This is a genomic window from Jeongeupia sp. HS-3 (genome assembly GCF_015140455.1).
GTDB lineage: Bacteria > Pseudomonadota > Gammaproteobacteria > Burkholderiales > Chitinibacteraceae > Jeongeupia.
This window is the reverse complement of sequence record NZ_AP024094.1, coordinates 3,017,849-3,041,343: the sequence shown is the minus strand read 5'-3', so window position 1 is coordinate 3,041,343 and position 23,495 is coordinate 3,017,849. Positions and strand designations below refer to the sequence as shown.

Annotated in this window: 24 protein-coding genes; 17 read left to right on the top strand and 7 right to left on the bottom strand. The window is 62.9% G+C overall.

What is annotated here, in order from left to right; genetic code table 11:
- Positions 1-24: 24 nt before the first annotated feature.
- Together JLC71_RS14645 and JLC71_RS14640 are read left to right on the top strand one after the other, a co-directional pair.
- On the top strand, positions 25-2,043 hold the full coding sequence (locus JLC71_RS14645) for a dynamin family protein (RefSeq protein ID WP_200916234.1): 2,019 nt from the start codon (positions 25-27) through the stop codon (positions 2,041-2,043).
- A gap of 103 nt (positions 2,044-2,146) precedes the next feature.
- Positions 2,147-2,911, top strand: a complete 765-nt coding sequence (locus tag JLC71_RS14640) for a copper homeostasis protein CutC (protein ID WP_200916232.1) — start codon at positions 2,147-2,149, stop codon at positions 2,909-2,911.
- Between the two features lie 146 nt (positions 2,912-3,057).
- Here JLC71_RS14640 and JLC71_RS14635 read toward each other — a convergent pair whose 3' ends face one another.
- Positions 3,058-4,095: an oxidoreductase gene (locus JLC71_RS14635; RefSeq protein ID WP_200916230.1), complete on the bottom strand. Its 1,038-nt coding sequence runs from the start codon at positions 4,093-4,095 to the stop codon at positions 3,058-3,060.
- Positions 4,096-4,197: 102 nt separating this feature from the next.
- On the opposite strand from JLC71_RS14635, the gene JLC71_RS14630 reads away from it, so the two are divergent.
- The 12 genes from JLC71_RS14630 (at position 4,198) to JLC71_RS14575 (ending at position 15,262) form a co-directional block, all read left to right on the top strand.
- Positions 4,198-5,370, top strand: a complete 1,173-nt coding sequence (locus tag JLC71_RS14630) for a GNAT family N-acetyltransferase (protein ID WP_200916228.1) — start codon at positions 4,198-4,200, stop codon at positions 5,368-5,370.
- A gap of 146 nt (positions 5,371-5,516) precedes the next feature.
- A complete protein-coding gene (locus JLC71_RS14625; RefSeq protein ID WP_200916226.1) occupies positions 5,517-5,684 on the top strand; it encodes a Flp family type IVb pilin in 168 nt (55 codons plus the stop codon).
- Positions 5,685-5,803: 119 nt separating this feature from the next.
- A complete protein-coding gene (locus JLC71_RS14620; protein WP_200916224.1) occupies positions 5,804-6,238 on the top strand; it encodes a TadE/TadG family type IV pilus assembly protein in 435 nt (144 codons plus the stop codon).
- Between the two features lie 43 nt (positions 6,239-6,281).
- A complete protein-coding gene (gene cpaB, locus JLC71_RS14615; protein ID WP_200916223.1) occupies positions 6,282-7,178 on the top strand; it encodes a Flp pilus assembly protein CpaB in 897 nt (298 codons plus the stop codon).
- Complete coding sequence (locus JLC71_RS14610) at positions 7,162-8,430, top strand: type II and III secretion system protein family protein (RefSeq protein ID WP_200916221.1); 1,269 nt, start codon at positions 7,162-7,164, stop codon at positions 8,428-8,430. The genes cpaB and JLC71_RS14610 overlap by 17 nt, the downstream gene beginning before the upstream one ends.
- Complete coding sequence (locus JLC71_RS14605; RefSeq protein WP_200916219.1) at positions 8,427-9,656, top strand: CpaE/TadZ family protein; 1,230 nt, start codon at positions 8,427-8,429, stop codon at positions 9,654-9,656. The genes JLC71_RS14610 and JLC71_RS14605 overlap by 4 nt, the downstream gene beginning before the upstream one ends.
- Positions 9,653-10,915 carry a TadA family conjugal transfer-associated ATPase gene (locus JLC71_RS14600; protein WP_200916217.1) on the top strand — a complete coding sequence of 421 codons (1,263 nt, stop codon included), beginning with the start codon at positions 9,653-9,655 and terminating at the stop codon, positions 10,913-10,915. The genes JLC71_RS14605 and JLC71_RS14600 overlap by 4 nt, the downstream gene beginning before the upstream one ends.
- Positions 10,916-10,940: 25 nt before the next feature.
- Complete coding sequence (locus tag JLC71_RS14595) at positions 10,941-11,795, top strand: type II secretion system F family protein (RefSeq protein ID WP_200916215.1); 855 nt, start codon at positions 10,941-10,943, stop codon at positions 11,793-11,795.
- 11 nt (positions 11,796-11,806) lie between these two features.
- Positions 11,807-12,721 carry a type II secretion system F family protein gene (locus JLC71_RS14590; protein ID WP_200916213.1) on the top strand — a complete coding sequence of 305 codons (915 nt, stop codon included), beginning with the start codon at positions 11,807-11,809 and terminating at the stop codon, positions 12,719-12,721.
- Complete coding sequence (locus JLC71_RS14585; RefSeq protein ID WP_200916212.1) at positions 12,721-13,449, top strand: tetratricopeptide repeat protein; 729 nt, start codon at positions 12,721-12,723, stop codon at positions 13,447-13,449. The genes JLC71_RS14590 and JLC71_RS14585 overlap by 1 nt, the downstream gene beginning before the upstream one ends.
- Positions 13,450-13,480: 31 nt before the next feature.
- Positions 13,481-13,762 carry a DUF3613 domain-containing protein gene (locus JLC71_RS14580; protein WP_200916211.1) on the top strand — a complete coding sequence of 94 codons (282 nt, stop codon included), beginning with the start codon at positions 13,481-13,483 and terminating at the stop codon, positions 13,760-13,762.
- A gap of 3 nt (positions 13,763-13,765) precedes the next feature.
- Positions 13,766-15,262 (top strand): pilus assembly protein TadG-related protein, encoded by a 1,497-nt coding sequence (locus JLC71_RS14575; RefSeq protein WP_200916209.1) that lies wholly within the window; start codon positions 13,766-13,768, stop codon positions 15,260-15,262.
- Here the strand turns inward: JLC71_RS14575 and JLC71_RS14570 are convergent, their stop codons facing one another.
- Complete coding sequence (locus JLC71_RS14570) at positions 15,263-16,561, bottom strand: DUF3422 family protein (RefSeq protein ID WP_200916207.1); 1,299 nt, start codon at positions 16,559-16,561, stop codon at positions 15,263-15,265.
- 420 nt (positions 16,562-16,981) lie between these two features.
- On the opposite strand from JLC71_RS14570, the gene JLC71_RS14565 reads away from it, so the two are divergent.
- Positions 16,982-17,689, top strand: a complete 708-nt coding sequence (locus tag JLC71_RS14565) for a tetratricopeptide repeat protein (protein ID WP_200916205.1) — start codon at positions 16,982-16,984, stop codon at positions 17,687-17,689.
- Between the two features lie 3 nt (positions 17,690-17,692).
- On the opposite strand, the gene JLC71_RS14560 is transcribed toward JLC71_RS14565, so the two are convergent.
- Positions 17,693-18,589 carry an AraC family transcriptional regulator gene (locus JLC71_RS14560; protein WP_200916203.1) on the bottom strand — a complete coding sequence of 299 codons (897 nt, stop codon included), beginning with the start codon at positions 18,587-18,589 and terminating at the stop codon, positions 17,693-17,695.
- A 283-nt stretch (positions 18,590-18,872) separates the two neighbouring features.
- Entirely contained in the window at positions 18,873-20,081 is a 1,209-nt protein-coding gene (locus JLC71_RS14555; protein ID WP_200916201.1) for an aspartate aminotransferase type Ic, read from the bottom strand.
- A 177-nt stretch (positions 20,082-20,258) separates the two neighbouring features.
- Between JLC71_RS14555 and JLC71_RS14550 the strand changes: the two genes are divergently transcribed.
- Positions 20,259-20,798 carry a YaeQ family protein gene (locus JLC71_RS14550; RefSeq protein WP_200916199.1) on the top strand — a complete coding sequence of 180 codons (540 nt, stop codon included), beginning with the start codon at positions 20,259-20,261 and terminating at the stop codon, positions 20,796-20,798.
- Positions 20,799-20,815: 17 nt separating this feature from the next.
- Here the strand turns inward: JLC71_RS14550 and JLC71_RS14545 are convergent, their stop codons facing one another.
- Positions 20,816-21,691, bottom strand: a complete 876-nt coding sequence (locus JLC71_RS14545) for a LysR family transcriptional regulator (RefSeq protein WP_200916197.1) — start codon at positions 21,689-21,691, stop codon at positions 20,816-20,818.
- A 94-nt stretch (positions 21,692-21,785) separates the two neighbouring features.
- Between JLC71_RS14545 and JLC71_RS14540 the strand changes: the two genes are divergently transcribed.
- Complete coding sequence (locus JLC71_RS14540) at positions 21,786-22,697, top strand: DMT family transporter (RefSeq protein WP_200916195.1); 912 nt, start codon at positions 21,786-21,788, stop codon at positions 22,695-22,697.
- Positions 22,698-22,851: 154 nt separating this feature from the next.
- Here JLC71_RS14540 and JLC71_RS14535 read toward each other — a convergent pair whose 3' ends face one another.
- Both JLC71_RS14535 and JLC71_RS14530 read right to left on the bottom strand, forming a co-directional pair.
- Positions 22,852-23,160, bottom strand: coding sequence for a cupin domain-containing protein (locus tag JLC71_RS14535; protein WP_200916193.1), 309 nt, complete (start codon positions 23,158-23,160; stop codon positions 22,852-22,854).
- A gap of 7 nt (positions 23,161-23,167) precedes the next feature.
- Positions 23,168-23,476 carry an NIPSNAP family protein gene (locus JLC71_RS14530; protein WP_200916191.1) on the bottom strand — a complete coding sequence of 103 codons (309 nt, stop codon included), beginning with the start codon at positions 23,474-23,476 and terminating at the stop codon, positions 23,168-23,170.
- Between the last annotated feature and the right edge of the window lie 19 nt (positions 23,477-23,495).

Below are 23,495 nucleotides of genomic sequence, written 5' to 3'. Positions count from 1 at the left end.
ATATTTACACCGCCGTGAGCCGCCATGAGCACCGATTACCTGCACCGCGACGACATCGCCGTCAATGATCCGACCGATGCGGGCGACCGCCTCGTCGGCGACTTCCAGGCTTATAGCCACTGGCGCAGCACGCTGACGCAATCGGTCACCCAGCTATCGCGCTGGCTGACCGAGCAGGATCTCGACGACGCGCAGACCCAGCTGCGCATCGCCTCGCTGCAGGGCAAGCTCAAGGACGACAAGCTCAACATCGCCTTTGTCGCCGAGTTCTCGCGCGGCAAGTCCGAGCTGATCAACGCGATCTTCTTCGCCCACTACGGCAAGCGCGTGCTGCCCTCGTCGGCCGGGCGCACCACGATGTGCCCGACCGAGCTGCTGTACGAAGCCGATGAAACCCCGTCGATCCGGCTATTGCCGATCGAAACCCGCGCCCACAACGTCACCACCAGTGAATACCGCCGTTACCCGGAAGAATGGCAAACGATTGCGCTCGACCTGGATGATTCCGATCAGCTGCTCGCCGCTTTCCGCCGCGTCGGCGAAACCCGTCGCGCACCGCTAGCCGAGGCGCAGCGCTACGGCTTGTATGACGCCGCCGACCCCGACCAGCAACTGATCGTAGCCAGCGATGGCACGATCGAAATCCCCTGCTGGCGCCACGCGATCATCAACTTCCCGCATCCGCTGCTCGAACAGGGTCTGGTGATTCTGGATACGCCGGGGCTGAACGCGATCGGTACCGAGCCCGAGCTGACGCTGAACCTGCTGCCGAACGCGCACGCGATCCTGTTCATCCTCGCCGCCGAAACCGGCGTCACCAAGAGCGACATCGACGTCTGGCGCAATCATATCGGCAAGGCCCAGGGCAACGGCCGTGGCCGGCTGGTGGTGCTCAACAAGATCGACACGCTCTGGGACGAGCTGAAATCGATGGCCGAAACCGACGCCGAAATCGCCCGTCAGGTGGAGACCACGGCGCAACTGCTCGGCATCTCGGCCCGGCAGGTCTATCCGGTCTCGGCGCAAAAGGCGCTGGTCGCCAAGGTACAGAGCAACGCCGAATTGCTCGAACGCGCGCAACTGACCGCGCTGGAAACGGCACTCTCGGAAGAGTTGCTACCGGCCAAGCTCGATATCGTCCGCGATGCGACCGTGACCGAGGTCGAAGACATCGTCATGGCCACGCGCGGCATCCTCACCGCGCGCCGTGATGGCGTCACCGAACAATTGTTCGAGCTCACCGGACTGCGCGGCAAGAATCAGGATGTCGTCACGCAGATGATGGACAAGGTTCAGGCCGACAAAAAAGAATTCGAGCAAGGTCTGGTGCGCTTTCAGGCGCTGCGCTCGATTTTCTCGCAGCAGCAGAACCAGTTGCTGACGCTGCTCGGCATGGACGCACTGAAGGCGCAGATCGCCGGCATCCGCGCCGAAATGGAACGCAGCCTGTTCTCGTTTGGCGAGGCCGGCCTGCGCTCGATCATGGACCGCTTTTTCACTGACGTGAACGGCAACATCAGCCGCGCCGCCGAGCAGGTCGCCGAGGTGCAGGCGATGATGGCGGCGATGTACAAGAAGTTCAGCGAGGAGCACGGTCTCGGTCAGGTCACGCCGCCGCCGTTCTCGACGCTGAAGTACCACAAGGAGCTGGCCCGGCTGGAGAAGTCGTTCCGCGAGCATTTCAACACCATCGGCCGCTTGTTGACCACCAGTCAGGGGCGTTTGACGCACAAGTTCTTCGAAACCGTCGCCAGCCGCGTCGTTTACGTATTCGAAGTCGCCAACCGCGATGTCGAGCACTGGCTCAAGGCGGTGATGGCGCCGATGGAAACGCAGGTGAAGGAGCACCAGCTGCAACTGCGCCGCCGGCTTGAAAGCATCAAGCGCATCCACAAGGCCACCGACACGCTCGAAGGCCGGATCGAGGAACTCGAAGACATCGACCGCCAGTTGTCGCAGCAACTGGCCGAGCTGAACGAAAAGCAGCGAGCGGTGTTCGCCGTGCTCAACGCCGGCATGGCGCAAGAGCGCCGCAGCGCCTGACGCGGGTTTGATCCGCCACAAAAAGCCGCGCCACTGCGCGGCTTTTTATTTGGGCCTGCCTCCACACAGCGCTACCATCCGGATATCCATTTCGGAGCACACCATGTCCCAACCCGATCAAATTCAGCTGGAAATCTGTGCCGGCTCGGTCTTCTCGGCACTGGCAGCGCAGGAAGGCGGCGCGGCGCGCGTCGAATTCTGCGACAACCTGCTCGAAGGCGGTACCACGCCGTCGCACGGCGCCATCGCCGTCGCGCGCGACCGGCTGTGGATCACGCTCAATGTCATCATCCGCCCGCGCGGCGGCGATTTTCTCTACGACGAGATCGAGTTCGAGGTGATGAAGCGCGACATCCTCGCCTGCAAGAAAATCGGCGTCGACGGCGTAGTGATCGGGCTGTTGACCGCCGATGGCGATATCGACGTGGCCCGCACGCGCGAGCTGGTCGAGCTGGCGACGCCGATGCAGGTGAGCTTCCACCGCGCCTTCGACGTCGCGCGCGACCCCATTCAGGCGCTCGAGGACGTCATTGCCACCGGCTGCAACCGGCTGCTCACCAGCGGCCAGGCACCGAGCGCACTCGAAGGCGCCCCGATGCTCAAGCGCTTGAACGAGATCGCCGGTGAGCGGCTGATCGTGATGCCCGGCGCCGGCGTGCGCGGCCACAATATCGCCGAACTGGTGCGATCAACCGGTTGCAGCGAATATCACAGCTCCGGCCGCGCGCCGCGCGACAGCGCCATGCGCTACCGCAACGCCGTGGTGAAAATGGGTGCGCCGGGGCAGGACGAATACGCGATCGTCGACACCGACGCCGCGCTGGTGCGCGAGCTGATCGCCAACGCGCGCGGCGCGCTGGCACCGTAAATCGCAATCTGCTCATGATCTGTCGCGAGCGCCCCTCAGTGGGGTGAAGAGCAGCACAGGAACCGGAATTTACATCAGGTAAATGAGGATTCCGAGCAGCGGATGAGCCCCGATCAGGGGCGCGCAGCAAGATCATGGGTAGATTTTCAGAGGCTGACGCGCCGGCCGCTTTGCGCGCTGGCGATGCCGGCCTCGATCACCCGCATCACCGCGACCGCATCGGACGGCATCACCGGGTTCGGGCCAACGCCGAGCATCGCGTCGCGCATGCCGGCGTAGTAGGCGGTGTATTCACCGCGCGGCAGATCGACGTGCTGTAACCGCGTTTCACCATCGATCTCGGTGTAGATGGTCAATTGCCGCGCATCGAATGCCCATGCCGGATGACCCGGCCGCACCCCTGCCCTGAGCTGTTCGGCCTGACTGTCGACACCGTCCACAACCAGACTACCGCTGCTGCCATGCACCAGAAAGCGGTGGCTGCCACCGACCGCCAGATTGCTCGCGCCCAGCACCACGCGCAGATCGCGATAGCCGAGCACCACGTGCACATCGTCATCCGACTGCGCCCCCTCGCGCCGCAAGGCCAGATCGGCCCAGACGGTTTGCGGCATGCCGAAGAGCTGCAGCGCCTGATCGACCAGATGCGGCCCGAAGTCGTACCACAGCCCGGCGCCGGGCTGCGCCGACTCGCGCCAGCGTGGCCGCACCACGGGCCGGAAACGGTCGATCCGGCTTTCGAACTGTTTGACCTCGCCGATGCGCCCCGCCGCCAGCGCCGCGCGCACGGCGATGAAATCGGCATGCCAGCGGCTGTTGTGGAACACCGACAGCCGCCGACCGGTTTCCTGCGCCAACGCCGCCAGCCCTTCGGCCTCGGCCACCGTCAGCGTGAACGGCTTGTCGACCACGACATGGTGACCGGCCAGCAGCGCCGCACGCGCCAGCGCAGCATGACTGTCGTTTGGCGTCGCGATCACGATCAGATCCAGATCACGCCGGGCGATCAACGCCTCGGCATCGGGCTCGACATCGACCTCCGGCCAATCGGCGTTCACCACCAGCGGCCGGCTCGACGCAATCGCGGCCAGCTTTAACCCCGGCGTCGCGGCAATCAGCGGCGCATGGAAGGTCTTGCCGACATAGCCATAGCCGATCAGCCCCACTTGTAATTGTTTTTTCATTGTGCGGCTCCCACGTCGCCGGTTTAACCGCCCAGTTCTACCCCGCCTTGCCGCGCTTGTCGCTTGGGCCTTACCCTAGTCATAACGCATACGGGACCGGCAATGGACATCCAGCTTCACTCGCGCATCGATGCTCTCGACCCGATGCAATGGAATGCGCTGGCCGGCGAGCAAACGGTGCTGCAGCACGCTTTTCTCAATGCGCTGGAGCAAAGCGGCAGCGTCGCCGCCAACCGGGGCTGGCAACCGTGCCACCTTGCCGTCGATGGCCTGAGCGCGGCGATGCCGCTCTATCTGAAATCGCACTCGTTCGGCGAATACGTCTTCGACTGGTCGTGGGCGCGGGCCTACCAGCAGCATAGTCTCGACTATTACCCCAAGCTGGTCGCTGCGGTGCCGTTCACCCCGGTGCCCGGCCCGCGCCTGCTGGCGGCCGATGCGCAGCAGCGGCTGCAACTGGCACACGGCCTGAAAGCCGCCACCGAATCACTCGATGCCGGCTCGGCACATGTGCTGTTCCACAATGAAGCCGAGGGCGATGCACTGGAAGCCGCCGGATTTTTCCTGCGCAGGCAAATCCAGTTTCACTGGCACAAGCAGGGCGGCTGGCGTGATTTTGATGATTTTCTCGATGCGCTCAAGGCGAGCAAGCGCAAGAAAATCCGCCAGGAACGGCGCAAGGTCAGCGACGCCGGGGTCGACATCGAGCGCAAGCGCGGCGCCGCCATCACCGGGGCGGACTGGCGCTTTTTTCACGCCTGCTACACCAACACCTACCACGAGCACCAAAGCACCCCCTACCTGAGCCTCGATTTCTTCCTGCGGCTCTGGCAAGCCCTGCCGGATTCCTGCCTGCTGATCCTCGCCTATCGCAATGGCAAACCGATCGCCGCCGCGCTTGATCTCATCGATCGGGACCGGCTCTACGGCCGCTACTGGGGTGCGCAATGGGACGAAGCCGGTTTCATCCCGGCACTGCACTTCGAGTTGTGCTACTACCAAGGCATCGAATTCGCGCTCGAAACCGATCTGGCGGTATTCGAAGGCGGCGCGCAGGGCGAGCACAAAATGGCGCGCGGCTTCAGCCCGGTGCTGACGCAGTCGGCCCACTGGCTGCGCCACCCCGGCTTCCACCAAGCCATCGCCCGCGCCATCCGGCAGGAAAACAGACAGATTACATACAGCCTCAATAATCTGGCCGGGCACGCCGCCCTGGCGTCCTCCTTGACCAGCGGTAACTCGGCACCGGAAATCGGCCAGAACTACGACATCTAGGCCAGATGTCCGCCAGTTTGCTGCGACGCCACCGTTCGTCAGCAAACAAAAACTTACTGAAGTTCCCTTCCTAAGCTGCGAACTAAGCTGACCCTGAAAGAAATTGATTGGTCAGTAGTCAAGCAGCCAAGGAAAGGAGAACACACATGAAACTCCCCATCGCACTACCCAAACGGCAACGCGGCGCCACCGCGATCGAGTACGCCCTGGTCGCGGCCTTGATTGCTGTAGTGATTGCAGTTACCGCAGAGGCGCTCGGCGGGCAAATCAGCACCATTTTCACCAACATTAGAACCGCGCTGATTAACGCATAACGCAGTCCCATAACCATCGCTCGACCGAGGACGGCTGAAACACCGCGGGTTGTTTCAAAGACAAATGGCTGGTGATGCCCTTGCAAATAACGCCATCGTTTCCCGTCAAGGAATATCCGATGCGAAGGCTGATAAATCGAAAACAAGCTGGCGCAGCGGCAATCGAATTCGCCTTGCTGCTGCTGCCTCTCTTGATGCTGTTTTACGGCCTGTCGGTTTACATTGTTTTCTTCATCATGAAACAACACATGACCTTTGCAGCGGAAGAAGGCGCGCGCGCGGCCATGCGTTATGTTGCGTCGCCAAACACGCGCGAGCAGATTGCCAAACAGGTTGCCACAGAGGCCGTGGCCGTTTTACCACCCGGCCAGAAAAATGCAATCGCCATTGATGCAATCAGCGACAAGAACAGCAGCACCTGCACATACATCGCGCCATGCACCATTACCGTATCCGTTTCAGTTGCAAATCCGAAATCGGTATTGCCATCACTGTTGGGCCTGCCGTTCCCGGGCAAATTTGAAAGCAAAGCTTCGGTATTGATAGATCAATAAACACAAACAAATAAATCAATAAACCCGCCCCAAAGAGCCAGCCATGTCGATCAGACTCAAACGCACAGCCTACGCCCTTGGCGTAACGGGCTTGGCCCTGCTCGCCTTCACGCTCGGCGCCCGCTGGGCTGGCGCAAGCAAAGCCGCGCCAATGGCCATCGCGCCGCAATACCCGGCCGTAAAAGCAAGTGCCAATCTCACGCCGGATCAACCGGTCACGCTGATACAGCTGCAAAGCACACAGCAAGCCGCGCCGGTCGCGGGGGGGTTGGCCAATGCCCAAGCCGCGGTCGGCCGTCTGCCGGTGCGGGCCATTCCCGCGGGCAGCGTGCTCACCGAAGCCGATTTCTCTACCCCGAATTTTGCCGCCCTGGTCGCCCCCGATGAAAGAGCCATGGCGATGGCCATCGATGAAATCAAGGCCGTGGGCAATCACCTGCAGCCGGGCGATCACGTCGATGTCTTCTTCACGGTTCGCAAGGACGGCCAAGAGGTGATGCAAAGCGAGGCCATTCGTCTGCTCGCGGATGTGCGTGTACTGGCGCTGGGAGGCAGTGCCATCGGCGCCAAGCGGGAAGGCGCCGCCGTCCCCGGTGCACCGGCCGAAACGAACGACAAGGCGCGCTCCGCAGTCTTGGCCGTTCCGAATGAGCGGGTCGCCGATGTGGTGCTTGCTCAACAAAGCGGGCAACTCACGCTGGTTTTGCGCTCGCCTGCCGCGCAGAACCATGCCATCGCCAACCGCACCGTTGCAGAGTTGACCGGCCAAGCGCCACGGGCTGCGACGCTCGCCGCCAGATCGCAGCCCATGCCCGCTGCCGTGCAGCAGATCGCAACCGCCGCGCCGCCGCCCCCTCGCACGCCGGAATCCGGCCCGGCAAGGGTCGCCAATGTATCTAATGAATCCGGTGTGGAGGTGATTCGTGGCAAAGGCCAATAGTCATCTCGCGGCCTATGGCTTTGCGCTCTTGAGCACCGTTGCCTATGCCCATTCACAAGCGGAAACGCTCAAGGTGCAGGTTGGCGACATGCAGGCGGTGCCCATGCAGAAGCTGGTTCGTGTCGCCGTTGCCGACCCGGGCATCGCCGATGTGCATATGCCAAAACAGCGTGACGCCTTGTTGGTAGAGGGGCGAAAGCCAGGCCGAACCACCGTTCTGCTTTGGCAACAAGGGCAGACCGCGCCGACGCGGATCCAGGTGCAGGTTAATGCCAGAGCCACACTTGAGCCCGCGCCGGGCGTTGATTGGCACAGCAACGGCAGCCGGCAGATCCTCGACGGAAAAATCGCCGATGTCGCACAGCACTCGCAGTTTGTCGGAGCGCTTGGCAAAGAGGTGGACGACAGAACCGTCCTGAATACCGGCGGCACGGTACAAGTCGACATTCGAGTCGTTGAGTTTTCCCGCAACACCTTGGCGCAAGCCGGCCTCAATCTATTGGTGAAGCATAACGGTAGTGCATTCACCTTCGGCTCGCTGGTGCCGGGTGCGACCGATCTCGCCAATCCCATCGCCTCCGCCTTCAATCTTTTCGCACGGCGCATCACTTCGGCGTGGGATATCACCGGCGCACTCAGCCTGCTTGAATCCAACGGTTATGTTCAAGTCCTCGCCGAGCCCAGCCTTGTCGCCCTGTCAGGCCAGACCGCCACGTTTCTGGCCGGTGGCGAATTGCCGATTCCGGTGGCGCAAACCTTGGGCTCGGTATCGATCGAATGGAAAAAATTCGGTATCGGTCTCGCTATTTCGCCAACCATCATCAACAAGCAGCGAATCGCGCTCAAGGTAGCGCCCGAAGCCAGCGAGCTCGATTACAACCGCGCCATTTTGCTCAACGGCACGGCGGTGCCATCGGTGGTGACGCGGCGCGCCGAAACCACGGTTGAATTGGGCGATGGCGAAAGCTTCGTGATTGGTGGACTGGTTTCGCGCAACCTCAGGAAAAATATCGACAAGGTGCCGGGGCTGGGCGATTTGCCGATTCTTGGTGCCTTTTTCAAGCGCGTCGAGGATGAACGCGAAGACCGTGAATTGATGATTGTCGTTACACCCCACATTGTTTCCCCAATGGCAAAAAATGCGCCCAAACCGGGCTTACCGGGTGAAGGCAGCCGCATTGATGAATCGATCTGGAAACTCTGGCTTGTCGGCTTGGGTAAAGACCGGAAACTGACGGGGTTCTCAGAATGAACATTGCCCAACATCCAGAGCGGATCCAGGCTGCGGCTGGCGCGCACACCTTCATTTTGTACTCCGCCGACACGCTGCTCGCCGAGCGGCTGGATCAGGCACTGGCTTCACTCGGCGTGGTCATTGGCCGCGCCGGCAACGTCGAGGACCTGATTCGCGAGGTTGGCCTGCTCGGGCCGGATGCGGTGTTTTTGGTGCTGGACAACACCGCACACGGCGCCTCGCATCAGGCCGCCAGACAACTGGCCGAAATCTATCCGACATTGGCGCGGATCGGGGTCGGCCATCCCGGTGAAGCGGCGCTCCACGCGGCCTTACAGGCCGGCGTGGCCGAGTTCGTCGACATGGACAACCTCGAATCGGCAACAACCATCGTCAGCGAAACGCTGCGCACCCATGACGAACAACCACGTCGCGGTGGTGGCCCGATGATTGCGCTCATTGGAGCCAAACAAGGCGTGGGCACCAGCAGCATCAGCACCCAGTTGGCGCTGCGGATCAAGGCTCATCTGGGCGAGCAGGAGATTCTGCTGATGGATTGCGGCGGGCCGGTACGCGATTGCAGCCTCTACCTGGGGCTTGAGCCCGAACTGAATATGCTCGGTGCGATCCTGAATATCGCCCGTTTCGACCAGGTCATGCTGAAAACGGCATTTGCCCGCCATGAACACGGCCTTGCGGTGCTGCCGCTGCCCATCTCGGCGCTCGACCGCGCCGATATCGCCGCAACCGACGCCTTGCGCTTGTTCCGGATCCTGCGCTCGCACTTCGGTACGGTCGTCGTCGATTTGGGTGGTTCACCCGATCCGCTGCTGGCGCAGCACCTGATCCGCAACGCCGACCTGGTGCTGCTGGTGTGCGAGCAAGGCATCAGTAGCCTGAAAGCCAGCCTGGATTATCTGAGCCAGCTGGAAACCACCGGCATCAAAACCACGGCCTGGCATGCCGTAATCAACCGCCACGTGGACGAGCGCGCCGTCAGTGCCAGTCATATCGGGCAACGGCTTGGGATTCCGGTACTGGCAACCTTGCCTCACGATGCCTCCGGCCTCAATGACGCCCAAAGTCTGGGCCAGTTGCTTCCCGCGAAAAACCACTGGGCACGGGCCGTTGATGCACTCGCCCTCAAGGTACTTGAAGCCATCGACATCAAGGTTCCCGCGACCACAGAAGACACGCTTGGCCGGCGTTTATCGCGGCTCTTCGTGCGTAGCGATGCGGTATGAGCCCGCTGCCCGACAACGGCTTTTTGGGTAGTCCCGAATTCGAGCGCATCCAGCGTGCGGCGCATGATTACCTGATCGACCGCATTACCGAGCTGGGCGGAAACTTTAGCGATATGCCGCGTGAACGCCTGGCTCGCCTTATCCGCTACGAGGTCGGCATATTCATTGCCAACAGCCAGATCGCCATCAACGAGCGCGAAATCAGCGCCATTGCCGACGCGCTGCTGAAAGAACTGGTCGGGTATGGGCCAATCGAGGACCTGCTCAATGAAGAAGCCGTCGAGGACATCCTCATCAATGGTCCGCACAACATCATCGTCTCGCGGCGAGGCGTCCTCACCCGCGAGCCCGTCCATTTTCGCGACAACGATCACCTCATCGGTTTTTTGCGGCGGCTGCTGGCTCCGCTGGGCCGGCGGCTGGACGAATCCAGCCCGATGGTCGATGCCCGCTTGCCCAATGGCGGGCGACTCAATGCGGTGATTCCGCCACTCGCCGTCGACGGGGCGGCGGTGTCGATCCGCAAATTCCATAGCGGTTTCTATACCGGCGAGCGCATGGTCGAAGTCGGTGCACTTTCGCCGCAGTTGCTGGCTTTCCTGGCCCACGCGGTTCGCCAGCGCTGCAATTTGCTGGTGATCGGCGGTACCAGCAGCGGCAAAACATCCATGCTCAATGTGTTATCCAATTACATCCCGCCGGGTGAACGCGTCATCACGGTTGAGGACACCGCCGAACTCGATCTGCAACACCCGCACGTGGTCAAACTGGAAAGCCGCCCCGGCGGTTACGAAGGCGCCGGACAAATCACCATCCGCGATCTGGTGCGCAACAGCCTGCGCATGCGGCCCGATCGCGTTGTCGTCGGCGAAGTCCGCGGTGCCGAGGTGCTGGAAATGCTGCAAGCGATGAGTACCGGCCACGACGGCTCGATGGGCACGCTGCATGCCAGCTCCGCCCGCGACGCCATCTACCGGCTGGAGATGCTGGCCGGCTTTGCCGGGTTTGTCGGCAGCGATTTAAGCCTGCGCCGCCAGGTTGCCAGTGCCGTTGACCTCATCGTGCAGGTCGGCCGTCTCAGCGATGGCAGCCGGCGCATGTTGAGCGTGACCGAAGTGACCGGTATGGATGGCGATATGGTCGCGCTGCAAGAGCTGTTCCGCTTTTCCTCGTCGCCAACCCCAAGCTGGGAACGTACCGAAACCGTGGCGCAGCACGAGAAGCTGGCGAGCTGGAAACCGGAGACCGCCCATGCTTAATCTCTTGTTGCTGCTCAGTTTTTTCATGCTGATCGCCGCCGCGCTCAGCCTGAGCGCATACCGGCGCCGAGAACGGCAGCTATCAAGCCGGCTCGCGCGCCAAAGCCCGCACGCTTATGCCGATGAGCCCCTGGAACTGAGGCAAGCCACCCGGACGCACTGGCAACTATGGTGGCAAACCCGGCAGGCCGAGTTGCCGCCACACTGGCGATTCTGGCTGTTATTGCCGCTGTGCCTGGGGCTCGCGGCACAACTGGTCTGGCAAGGACCGGCCGGGCTTGCTGGGCTCGTCCTGGGCATCGGCCTGCTGGTGATCCTGCAGGGGATCCGCACGATCAAGCAGCGCCAGCGCGCCACGCGGCAGTTACCGGCGTTTCTGGAGGGACTGGCACGATTGGCCTCGGTCGGCCAGAGCTTGCCGCAAGGCTTCGGCAAGCTCATTGCTGAAACACCGCAGCCGCTCGGCGCCATGATGCAAAGGGCGCAGAGCATGCACGCTGCCGGCGTCGAGCTGGATACCGCGCTGCATCAAAACGCCAAACTTTATCAAATCGCCGAATTCGATCTGTTGGCCACGGCAATGCGCGTTGCCGTGCGTTATGGCGGCCAACCCGAGAAGTTGATCAACCGGATCGCCATCGTTCTGCAAACACGACACGCCTCACACGAGGAACTGCTCGCCCTCACCTCGGAAGTCCGTCTTTCAGCCTGGGTACTCGGTGGCATGCCCATTACGCTTGGTATCGTCATGGGCATCATCAATCACGATTACATGGCCGTTCTCTTCAGCGACCCAACCGGACAAAAAATGCTCGCCGGCGTCCTCATCATGCAGGTCATCGGGGCCGTGCTGCTGTATCGCCTGGCCAAGCAAGTCTGATGGAGCAAACCATGCTGAACCTGCTGTCACTCTTGGCCGCCGTGTTACTGCTTGTTGCAGGCCTGCTCATCGCAACCCATCGGATGCGTAACCAGCAAACGACACAGCGCCTGTTCCGCCGCTTGCCCGTCGTGCCCTCGCAATCGTCTGCCGCGACCGCGTCTACGCCCAGCTCACGCCTGATCAATCTCACCAAACGCATCATCCACGACCCGCAAGCAGTGCGTCACACCCATCCCACTCGCAAACTGCTGGTTGCTGCCGGCTTTAGCAATGAAAAACACTATTACCACTATGTTTTGATTTGTATTGGCTTGCCATTGCTGCTCGCCATCGTGGTCATGGTTTTTCCAATCCTCCCAGCCAGATTCAGCCTTCCGGGTATTGCCCTGGCGGTCATCATCGGGATGCTCTTACCGCGGCGTTTATTACACTGGCGCGCGGCGATCCGGGCAAAGATGGCCGATAAAGAGCTACTGCTTTTTATCGACCTGTTACGCATGATGCAGGGCTCCGGCATGAGCGTGGGCCAATCTCTGCTTGTATGCGCCAATGAATTCACCATCGTGCTGCCGGTGCTTGCGCCGGAAATCGCGCTCGCCAATCAGCGCTATCAGGGCGGGCGTGACCGGCGAGACTCACTGGAGCCCTTGGCGGATATCTTCAATTCGCCTGATTTTTCCGCACTCGCGCAATTGCTGGATCGCCTGGAGCGTTATGGCGGCGCATCGGAAGAGCCGCTTGCCAAGTTCGGGGAACGCTTGCTGGAACAGCAACGAATGAACCTGAAAAAAATCATTGGCCATCTCTCGGTCAAAATGACCGGCGTCATGGTGCTCTTTATGCTGCCCGCGCTGTTCATCCTGCTTGCGGGCCCCGGCATGCTCGCGCTGATTGGCACACTGCAACACACAGGAGCTCGCTGATGCGCCGCTTTCTTTCCCTGATACTTCCGCTGGGCGCATTGCTGACGGCGTGTGCCCAAACACCGACGCAAGTCGCGCAGGCTCAGCAGCAGCAACTGGCCGAGCAAGCCCGACAAACCAGCGGCGACGCCCCCGTTAAAACGGCCGATGCACGCGGCGCCTACGTCAGCATGATCGCGTCCCTGCAGGCGCAGGGCACTCACTATGCGGCGCTCTCGCACCTTGATTCACTGGAGAACTCGTACGGCAGCTCGCCCCAAACACAGTTGATGCGCGCCAGGGCGGAGCGTGCCACCGGCAACGCTGCCGCCGCGCGGCAACGCTACGAATCACTGTTGAACGGCCCCCAGCGTGCCGCTGCCGAGCACGGGCTCGCGCTGATTTACGCCGGCGAACAAAACTGGGGCAAGGCGCATCAGTACCTGACCGATGCAACGCGGGATGCGCCCACCAACCCCGCCGCCTGGAACGATCTTGGCTATCTGGCCTTGCTGCGCGGCGACTGGGCCGGCGCATCCCAAGCGCTGGCCCGGGCCGTGGAACTGGCGCCGAGTGACCCGCGCTTTCGCGCCAATCTGGCGCTGTACCGGCAATTGAGTAGCGGCGCCGCTGATCCGGGCATCCCGGGCGAGATCGCCCAACGCATCGGCACCGAATCGAGCCTGTGGCAGCAGCCCACCGCTTCTGGATTGCAAATGGCGCAAACGCTCGACACCGCACCCCGGTAATTTAAGGCGCTACCTCGCTCAAGGATCAATCATGAAACGTTGCTGCCTTTTTTTCCTGCTCGCCTTAGCGGGCGTGGCTCATGCCGGCGATGAGCCCATTACAGATCCGGATACGCCAGCCAAGCAGCGGCCCTACCGGGTGGGCGATGCCACCCGCGCTTGGCTGGCGCTGCAAGTGAGCGGTGATGCAGCCTCGCTGCTCCCTGCCCGCTCTGAAGAAGCGGTACGTGCGTATCAGCGCTACCAAAAGAGCTTTGATACCGCCATCTCGGTCACCGATGTGAAAGACGCCAAAACCAGCGGAACGCGTTAAAAGATGCGCTCCCAGTCCGGCAGTATGGCGATTGCGATCACGGGAATATTGATTTTTGTTGCCGTGTTCGCCATGGGTGCACTGGATATCGGCCGAATGTATGCCGAAAAACGCGAACTGCAGAAGGTCGCAGATCTGGCCGCCATGGCGGCAGCACAATCGCTGTTCCGCGCCCCGGAAGCGGCAGCCTTGGCGAATGCCAGCAACAATGGCTTCGTTCCCGATGCCACTCACATACTGGCGTTGACCACCGGCCACTGGCAACCGGGCCAGACCGGCGCCTTGTCGGCCAGCCCAGTCGACGCCGCACGCGTCGTCGTCAGCAATACCGCGTTCAGGCTATTTTTCTTGCCCGGTACGCAGCTCATCAGCGCTGAAGCCACCGCCATCAGCAGCGCCTACGCCGCGTTCACCGTCGGCAGCGGGCTGGCGAAAATCGATAACAGCAAGCAAGGTGCACTCAACTCACTACTTTCAGCCTTGCTCGGCCGCCCGATCTCGCTCTCGGTTGCCAGCTACCAAGCACTGGCCAATACCAGCCTTTCGATCGGCCAACTGGCTGCGGCACTGGCGGTGGGCGGTTATGAGCAATTGATCGATACCCAGGTCAGCTACGAGCAACTCAGGCTGGCGATGGTCAACGCGCTGAGCACGCAAAGCCCGGCGACGGCAGTGCTACTACAAACACTCAACCTGACCAGCGGTGGCGCCAATTTCCACCTGATCGATACCCCCGATCACCGCGGCCTGCTCAACCTCGATATCGCCGATAAAACGGCGGCGATGAATGCGCAGCTATCGGTGCTCGACCTGCTGAATACGTCGCTACAGCAATCGAACCGCAACCACTTCCTCGACCTCGGGCAGCAGATCGATTTGCCACTGGGAGTGGCAAGGATCACCGCAGACATAGGGCTGACACTGATCGAGCCGCCGGTGTTGGCCGCCGGCCAACCGGGCAAAGACAGTCAAGGTAACTGGCGCACGCAGGCACAGACTGCGCAAACCCGCTTGGGACTGACGCTGAGCATCAAACCGCTGCTGCTTCCGGCGATTGAGGTGCCGCTGACCTTGACCGTGGCGAGCGCTACCGCTTGGCTGGAGTCGATGCAATGCACGAACAGCGGCGCCGACGTCGTCATCGGCGTCAGGCCGAGCATCGCCTGCCAAGGGAGCGGCAACTGTCTCGGCGAACCGGCTGTCCCGCCCCTGCACTTCCACGTCGGCAGCAACGCCGATCTGCCGAGCGATCCGCCTAAAAGCTATTCCGGCGGCGCGGGACTAGGCACACTGTCATCGTTCCTGTCCGGCATGCTGTCGAGCTCACTCGGCGCACTCGGCGGGGTCATCGGCGGCCTGCTCGGCACCATCCTGGCGCCACTGACCACCGCGCTCGACCCCATCGTCAACGGCTTGCTAACCATGCTAGGCGTCCGGCTCAATTACGCCGACGTCACACTACTCAACGTCCAGTGCGGCGGCAGCGGACTGGTGAACTGATCACGCCTCGTTCATCAGCGCCTTGCGCATCCGCCGCAGGCCGAGCGCCACCAGTAGCGCGACCACCGGAATCGCCACGCCGGTCGCCAGCTCCGGATTGATATGGACACCGGCCGATTTGAGCCCCTTGGCCGCATAGCCGACCAGGCCGACGGTGTAATAGGTGATCGCCGCGACCGACAAGCCTTCCACGGTTTCCTGCAGTCGCAGTTGCAGATGGGCGCGCTTGTTCATGGATTCGAGCAAGGCCTGATTCTGCTTCTCGTGGGTGATATCGACGCGGGTGCGCAGCAGCGACGATGCCCGGGCGACGCGTGCCGCCAGCACGCGCTGGCGCCGCGCAACCGCTTCGCAGGTTTCCATCGCCGGGCTCAAGCGTCGCTCGACAAACTCGTTGAACGGCTGCACGCCCTGAATCCGCAGCTCGCGCAGTTCGCCCACGCGGCGGCGGACGATTTCGTAATAAGCATGCGCCGCCGAGAAACGGTGGTCGGTGAGCGACAATGCACTCTCGATCCGGCTGGCCAGCTTGGTCAGCCGGTCGAGCAGCGCCGGTTCATCGTCTTGCCGGGCGTTCGACATCGCCGTGGTCAGCTCGGCCAGTTCATGATCGGCATCGCTCAGCTCGGGCGAAATGCTCTTGGCCACCGGCAGCGCCAGAAACGCCAGCATCCGGTAGGTATCGATCTCGAACAGCCGCTGCACCATGCGCCCCGCCTGACGCGGCCCCATGCTGTGGTCGATCACGAGGTAACGCGAAAATCCGCCGGCGTGGAGGTGGAAATCGGTGTACGCGGTGCCGCTGCCGTCGCCGAGTTGCGCGCCGATCAGGTCGTGGCCGTCAAAGTATCGCTCGCTGATGTCTTCCAGTGGCACCGACAGGTCGGCATCGGCCAACAGCACCGCATGCGCCGCCAGCAGGATATTGCCGGGCATTTGTGCCAGCCAGTCGGCCGGGACCAGATCGAGCGCGCTACCGGCGAACGGTTCGCCCGCTTCGCCGTACTGCGAGAAGGTCAGCGATGAAAACTCGCTATGCCGTGCCCATTTGAAACGCAGCGGCCCCAGATCAACCGAAAAATGCACCGGCCCCGGTGTCGGTGGCGGCACCCGGAACCAGGCGCACAGCTCGCCGACCAGCCAGCATTCCTGCTCGATGCTCACATTGCGGTTCAGATAAACGATATGGCTGATTCGCCCCGGCGTGCTGGCGGGTTCAAATGGCCGGGCATGCGCTTCGTCGTTGAGCAATCGCCGCTGCGGATATTCATTCAGCTTGAGTACGGTGGTGGCGGTCATCGGGTATTCCTGAACTGGCTGACCCGGCCATCATACCGTGCGTTTTGCGGCGTTGATGCGACGCAGCAAATGGCGTTTCCCCTATTGCATGTCCTCAAGCGGCACGATATCGACCCGCTCGCGCAGCCCGCCCGGCCCGCCGTTGATCGACCAAAGCCGGGTGCGCGCACTCAGTCGACAAGCGGCAAAACCCGTCATTTTTCCGGACCACACGCCGCAAACCGGGCATCGAAGCGGGATAGCCTCGTCTCAAAACAGGCGCATTGCAACCCGTTGGCGCGGGAAGCATGAGCATCCCGACAGCAGGCATCGGCAAACCGTGCATAGACTGCTTCATGCATGCGCAAAACCGGCTGACTACACCTGCCGGAAGCGCGTGCCGCGGCGCCGCGCAAGGCCGGCGCCGCGCATCCGGACACCATGACTGCTGCCTCATCCGCCCTTGCCGTCGCCCTGCGACATGTAGGCAGCCACGGCGCCATCGCCGTGCAGGGGGTTGTCGTGCGCGTGCTCTTGCTTTTGTCTTTCTGCTCCACCCTCGCCATCGCGGCCTATCCGGCCGAGCCAGCCCACCGGCCCGGCGATTATCCCGAGGCTGCACGCCAGTATCAGGCCGGCGCACAGGCCGGAGATGCCGACGCGCAGTACAACATTGCCATGCTGTTGCTCAACGGCGAAGCCAACAGTGCCGATGATGCGACCGCCGCGTACTGGCTGCGCTTTGCCGCCGAGTCCGGCTCGGCGCCGGCGCAGTTCGCGCTGGGCCGGCTATGCGAAACTGGTCGTGGCCTGTCGCGCTCGCAGACCGAGGCAACGCGCTGGTTTACCCAAGCCGCCAAACAGGGCCACACCGAAGCGCAGGTCAATCTGGCCACGCAGTATTTCCTCGGCCGCGGCGCGCCGCAGGACATGCGCCGCGCCGCGCGCTGGTACGAGCGCGCGGCTGAAGGCGGCGATGTGGGCGCCCAGTACATCGTGGCGACACTGTACGAGCGTGGTGACGGCGTGCCGCGCAGTCTGGCTCAGGCCTGGCACTGGTATCGCGCCGCCGCGCTGCAGGGCGATCCGGCCGCGGCGATCCGGGCCCGCGATCTGGGCCAGCTCATCGTCGATCGGGCGCAGGAGTAGCGCTCAGTCCAGCCAGCACTCGCGCTGCCGGTACGCACCCGGCGTCAAGCCGGTGCTGCTGCGGAAGGTGCGGCTGAAGTGACTGGGGTTGTCATAGCCGACCTTGGCCATCACGTCGCCGACCGGGATCAGCGTATCGCGCAGCAATTGCGCCGCGGCGCGCATGCGCAGCGCAACGACGTAGGCACGGATGCTGTGACCGGTATGCGCGCGAAACCCGTCGTTCAAGGTGGTGCGGTTGCAGCCGACCACGCGCGCCAGCGTCTCGACGGTGAACGATTCGGCATAGTGGTCGTGCACCCATTGCAAGGCGCAGGCAACTCGCTCATCGCTGGGCAGCAGTTGCGCCGGATCGGTGGCATCCCACGCCGCGCGCAGGCCGAACAGCAGCTCGATCCAGGCGGCACGGGTACGGCAGGGCCAGCGCAGATCGTCCTGCCGGGTCAGCAAGATGCGCATTTGTCCCAGCGCCGCACTGGCGCGGGCCGCCAGCGCCGGCGACAAGGCCAGGCAGCGCCGCAGCGGCGAGCCGGAAATGAACGGATCGAGCACGTCGGCATCCTGCATCGCCGTGCCGGTATAGCCGCCGGCGCGCAGTACCGCCGGCTCGAACACATCATTGACGATGCCGGGATGGAACACCACGCTCTCGCAGCGCAAGCCGCGTGCGGCTTCGAAGCTTGGCCTTAATGTCTCGTCGAAAAGCAGGGCGGCCGGCGCGGTCACCAACTGACTGATGCCGCCGATTTCGACCCGGGCCGAGCCGGCTTGCACCAGACACAGCGCGAAACGCGCGACATCACCGGGCGGCGGCGGCGGGCCGTCGCACAGCGCTAGCGCCATGAAGCGCGAGCCGAGAAAGTGCCGGAAGCCGGCGGTCCAGAGCGGGGATTCATTCATGCCGAAAGCATAAATCAACCATCGACATCGGCGCGACCGCGTCTGTCGTCACGGTGGGTTCAGCGCAACGCAGACAACGAAAAACCGCCGCCGGACAAGCCGGGCGGCGGTTTTGATCAAGACGATGCGATGCGCAAACCTGCTTCGGCAGGCCTGCGAGCCAAAGCAGATCGCTGACGCCCGAAGCGCAGAAACCGGAATGTACGTATGAGTACATGAGGATTTCGAGCATCGGACGACAGCGAGATGCGCAAGCGCAGCAGGTCTGACGAGGCAGGTTTTTTTAGCGGCCGATCGCCAGGCGCAACGCCAGCGCAATCCCTTCTGCCGCCTGGGTGATTTCCTTCAGCGACGGGAAGCTCGGCGCGATGCGGATGTGCGCGTCCTTCGGGTCCTTGCCGTACGGGAACGCCGCGCCGGCCGGAGTCAGCGTGATGCCGGCGGCCTTGGCCAGTTCGATGGTCTGCTTGGCAAAGCCGTTCGGCGTGACCAGATCGATGAAGTAACCGCCCTTCGGGTAAGTCCAGCTCACGCCTTCGACGCCGCCGAGCACGGCTTCGAACTGCGCCAGTACCGCATCGAACTTCGGCGCGAGGATGTCGCGATGCTTGACCATCAGCGCCTCGACGCCAGCGCGGTCCTTGAGGAAACGCACGTGACGGAGCTGGTTGATCTTGTCCGGACCGATGCTGCGGATGCCCGACTTCTTGGTCCACCATGCGACGTTCTCAGTCGAGCTGGCCAGCGCGGCCAGGCCGGCACCGGCGAAGGTCACCTTGGACGTCGATGCGAACACCCACGCGCGGTTCGGGTTGCCGGCGGCGGCGCAGGCATCGATGACACCGGCGCTGACGATGTTTTCAGCGGTGAGGTGGTGGAAGCGGTAAGCATCGTCCCACATCAGGATGAAGTCCGGCGCGGCGGTCTTCATCGCGGCGAGACGGCGGATGGTTTCATCCGAATACACCACGCCACCCGGGTTGCTGTACTTCGGCACGTTCCACATGCCCTTGATGCTGGCATCCGACGCGACCAGACGCTCGACTTCGTCCATGTCCGGGCCGTTGTCGGTCATCGCGACGTTGATCATGCGGATGCCCAGCGCTTCGCAGATGCCGAAGTGACGGTCGTAACCCGGTACCGGGCAGATGAAGGCCGGCGACTGACCGGCCCACGGCGCATGGCCCGGCTGGCCGTAAACCATGCTGTAGATCAGCACATCGTGCATCAGCGACAGGCTGGCGCTGCCTTCGACGACGACTTGCGGCGCCGGCACATCGAGCAGGCTGGCGAACAGCGCGCGCGCTTCGGCGACGATGCCGCCGTAGTTGCGGGTGTCGGTGCCGTCGGCGGCCTTGAAGCCGTCGAGTGCATCGAGCAGCGGCAGCGACAGATCGAGCTGCTCCGGCGCCGGCTTGCCGCGCGACATGTCGAGTTTGAGACCGAGTTCCTTGAACGCCTGATACTTCGCCTGCACATCCGCCAGATTCATTGCTTGCCCCACGGGTAAATGACCGGACGCCGAACCGTCGTCCGTGAAAAAGCACGATTTTATGCCCATTCGCGACGATCTGCACCCGCCGGCTGGCCGTCAATCGGCAAGAAGCTCGCCGATTCATTGACGCTGCTCTAAACTTCGCGCCTTTCCCCTTTCCAGCACAAGGCCACCATGGCGCTCAAGGCCACGATCTACAAAGCCGAACTGAATATCGCCGATATGGATCGCGGCTATTACGAGACGCACGCGCTCACCGTCGCCCAGCACCCGTCGGAAACGCCGGAACGGCTGATGCTGCGTCTGGTTGCGTTTGCCCGCCACGCCAGCGAAACCATGGCTTTCGGCAAGGGCATCAGCGATGACGAAGAGCCGGCGCTGTGGCAGAAGAACCTCGTCGACGAGATCGAGGTGATGATCGAGCTCGGCCAGCCCGACGAAAAACGCATCCGCCGCGCCGCGCAGCGCGCCGATGAAGCATGGATTTACGCCTACGGCGGCACCCGTTTTGCCGAAACCTGGTGGGCACCGATGGCCGGCGGCTTCACCCGCTTCGACAACCTGCATGTGCTGGCGATCGACAACGACACCCTCGGCGCGCTCGGTGCCATGCTCGAACGCTCGATGCGGCTGCAGGTGACGATTCAGGACGGCCAGCTGTGGCTGAATGACGAAAAGACCACGCTGCTGATCGAGTTCGAAACGCTCAAGTAACGCCCGGCTCCGACGCTTCAGCCGAGCACGCGCCGCGCCAGCGCCTCGACATAGCTGCGCATCGCCAGCACCCGCCGGCTCGCTTTCAGATCGCGGTGATAGACGATCCACAGATCGCGGCCGGCCGGCTCGGGCATGTCGGCGACGGTCTGTAGCAGCGGGTCGGCGTCGCCGTGAAAGTGCGGCAGCATCACCAGCCCGATGCCGGTGCGCGCGGCCAGGTATTGCGCCTGCAGATTATTGGCGCGCAGCACCGGTGGCCGGCCGCCGAACTGCGCGATCAGCCAGTTGCCCATCGAGTAGTAGCCCCAGGATTCATCCCACGTCACATAGGGCATCGTGCGCCAGTCCGGATGCGCTGCCACCAGCGCCGGCGTCGCATACAGGCCGAAACGCACCTTGCCGAGCGGATGCGCGATGTAGTCGTTGCCGACGATGGCCGCGCCGGGTTCCATCATCCGCAGCGCCAGATCGGCCTCGCGGCGCGAGAGATCGGCCAGGTTGCGGCTGATCACCAGCTCGACCTGCGCATGCGGATACTGCGCGGCAAAACCGGCCAGATTCGGCGCCAGCAGATGGTTGCCCAGTGTTTCCGACGTCGCGACCTTCACCAGCCCGGCGACCTCGCTGCTGCGGCGCTCGACCGCCTGCATCGCCCGTTCGACTTCGGCCACGTGCTCGAACAGCGCACTGCCTTCATCGGTCAGCAGATAGCCGCGCTGCTGGCGCATGAACAGCCGCACGCCGAGGCGTTTTTCCAGCGCGTCCATGTGCCGCGAGACCGTCGACGCGCTGCTGTGCAGCGCCTGCGCCGCCGGCGTCAGCCCGCCGCCGCGCGCCACGGCAAGGAAGTACTTCAGATCGTTCCAGTCGAGCTCGGGCATGTTTTTCATATACGGAAAATGGTTTTTCGAAATCTCTAAATTCGTTGCGAATACGGAAAATTATAATCGGCTTTCCAATCCACCGTACAAGCCGGAGCCCGCCATGGCCCTGATCTATTCCAGACTGGTATTGACCACGTTTTTCTGGGCAATGATGTTTCACCTCGCCAAGTATGTGGTCGCCTTCATGTCGCCGCTGGCGATCGGCGGCTGGCGCTTTCTCGCCGCCGCGCTGATCCTCGTGCCGCTGGTGTACTGGCGCGAAGGCATCGACCTGGCCGGACTGCGCCGCAATCTCGTGCCCTTGCTCGCCATGGCGGCCATCGGTATTTGCGGCTTCAATATCGCGCTGTTTTACGGCCTGCATTCCACCTCGCCGGTCAACGGCGCGCTGATTACCGCGCTGTGCCCGGCGCTGACCGTGCTGCTGTCGGCGCTGCTCAACCGCGAGCCCGTCAGCCGCCGGCAGATGGCCGGCCTCGGGCTGGGACTCGCCGGCGTGGTCACCGTGATCAGCCATGGCTCGGTTGCCGCACTGCTCGCGCTGTCGTTCACACCGGGCGATGCGCTGGTGTTCTGTGCCGCGCTGGCGATGGCGGTGTATTCGACCATTCCGCGCCGCTTCATCACCGGTCTGGCACCGCTGCAGGTTTCGGCAATGACGATCAGCTTCGGCGGCCTGCTGATGAGCGGCGTCGCCCAGATCGTCAGCCCCGACTTCTACACGCTGCCGCCGCACAGCGTGGTGGCCGCCATCGCCGCGATGAGCGTGCTCGGCACGGTGCTCGCCTATATGTGGTGGAACGACGGCGTCGCCCGGATCGGCGCGGCGAGGGCGGCGATCTTCATGAACCTGATCCCGATCTTTACCGTGCTGATCGGCATCGCGCTCGGCCAAGCCGTCAGCGGCGCGCAACTGGCCGGCACGGCGCTGGTGATCGGTGGCGTGCTTTACGCGTCGAGCTGGCCCGCGGCGAAACCGCTCGCCCCGGCGCTGGCCTGCCCGGCCAGCTGAAACCTGCCGGCTAAAACCTGCCCACGCTTCGTCGCGAGCGACACTCAGCGGAGTGAAGAGCAGCGCAGAAACCGGAATTTACTTGAGTAAATGAGGATTTCGAGCAGCGCATGAGCACCGATCAGTGGCGCGCAGCAGAAGCATGAGCAGGTTTTCAGAAAAACACCGCCAGCCACACAGTCGGCACTTCGGTGAACGTCACCCGGTGCCGGCGGTGCGGCGCAATCAGCACGTAGTCGCCGACGTGCAACTCGGTATCGGCGGCCTCATCGTCAAAACGCAAGCGCGCGCTGCCCTGCAGCACCACGACCCATTCGGACTCGGGCTGGTCGTACCAGAAGCCGTCCGGGGACGTCTGGCCATGCGAGACGATGCGCTCGATCCGTACGGCCCCGCTGCGCGCCAGCGTTTCGAACAGCTCGCCGGGCAAGGCGACCGGCAGGTTTTCAAACAGGTTGCTCATGCGCCAATCACTCGGGAAACAACGGACGGAAGAAAGTTCGTTCGTAACTCAGGAAGCACCGCGTCTCTTTGGAAAACCGGAAGGCGACTTGGCACTCAGGGTCTTCAAGTGACTTGATTCGATACTGTTCATACGCAGCGAGCGACGGGAACGAGAACGAGCCGAGCGCGATGTTGCTCGCCCCTTCCGAGGGCAGCAGGTAGCCATGGTGGATACCACCAAACTTCTTGATCAGCGGCAGCCACATTCGACAGTACTGTTCGAATTCAACCATCTTCGTGGCGTCGACGACGTACTTCAGATGACAGGTAATCATGGGCGAAGGTCCTTGATGG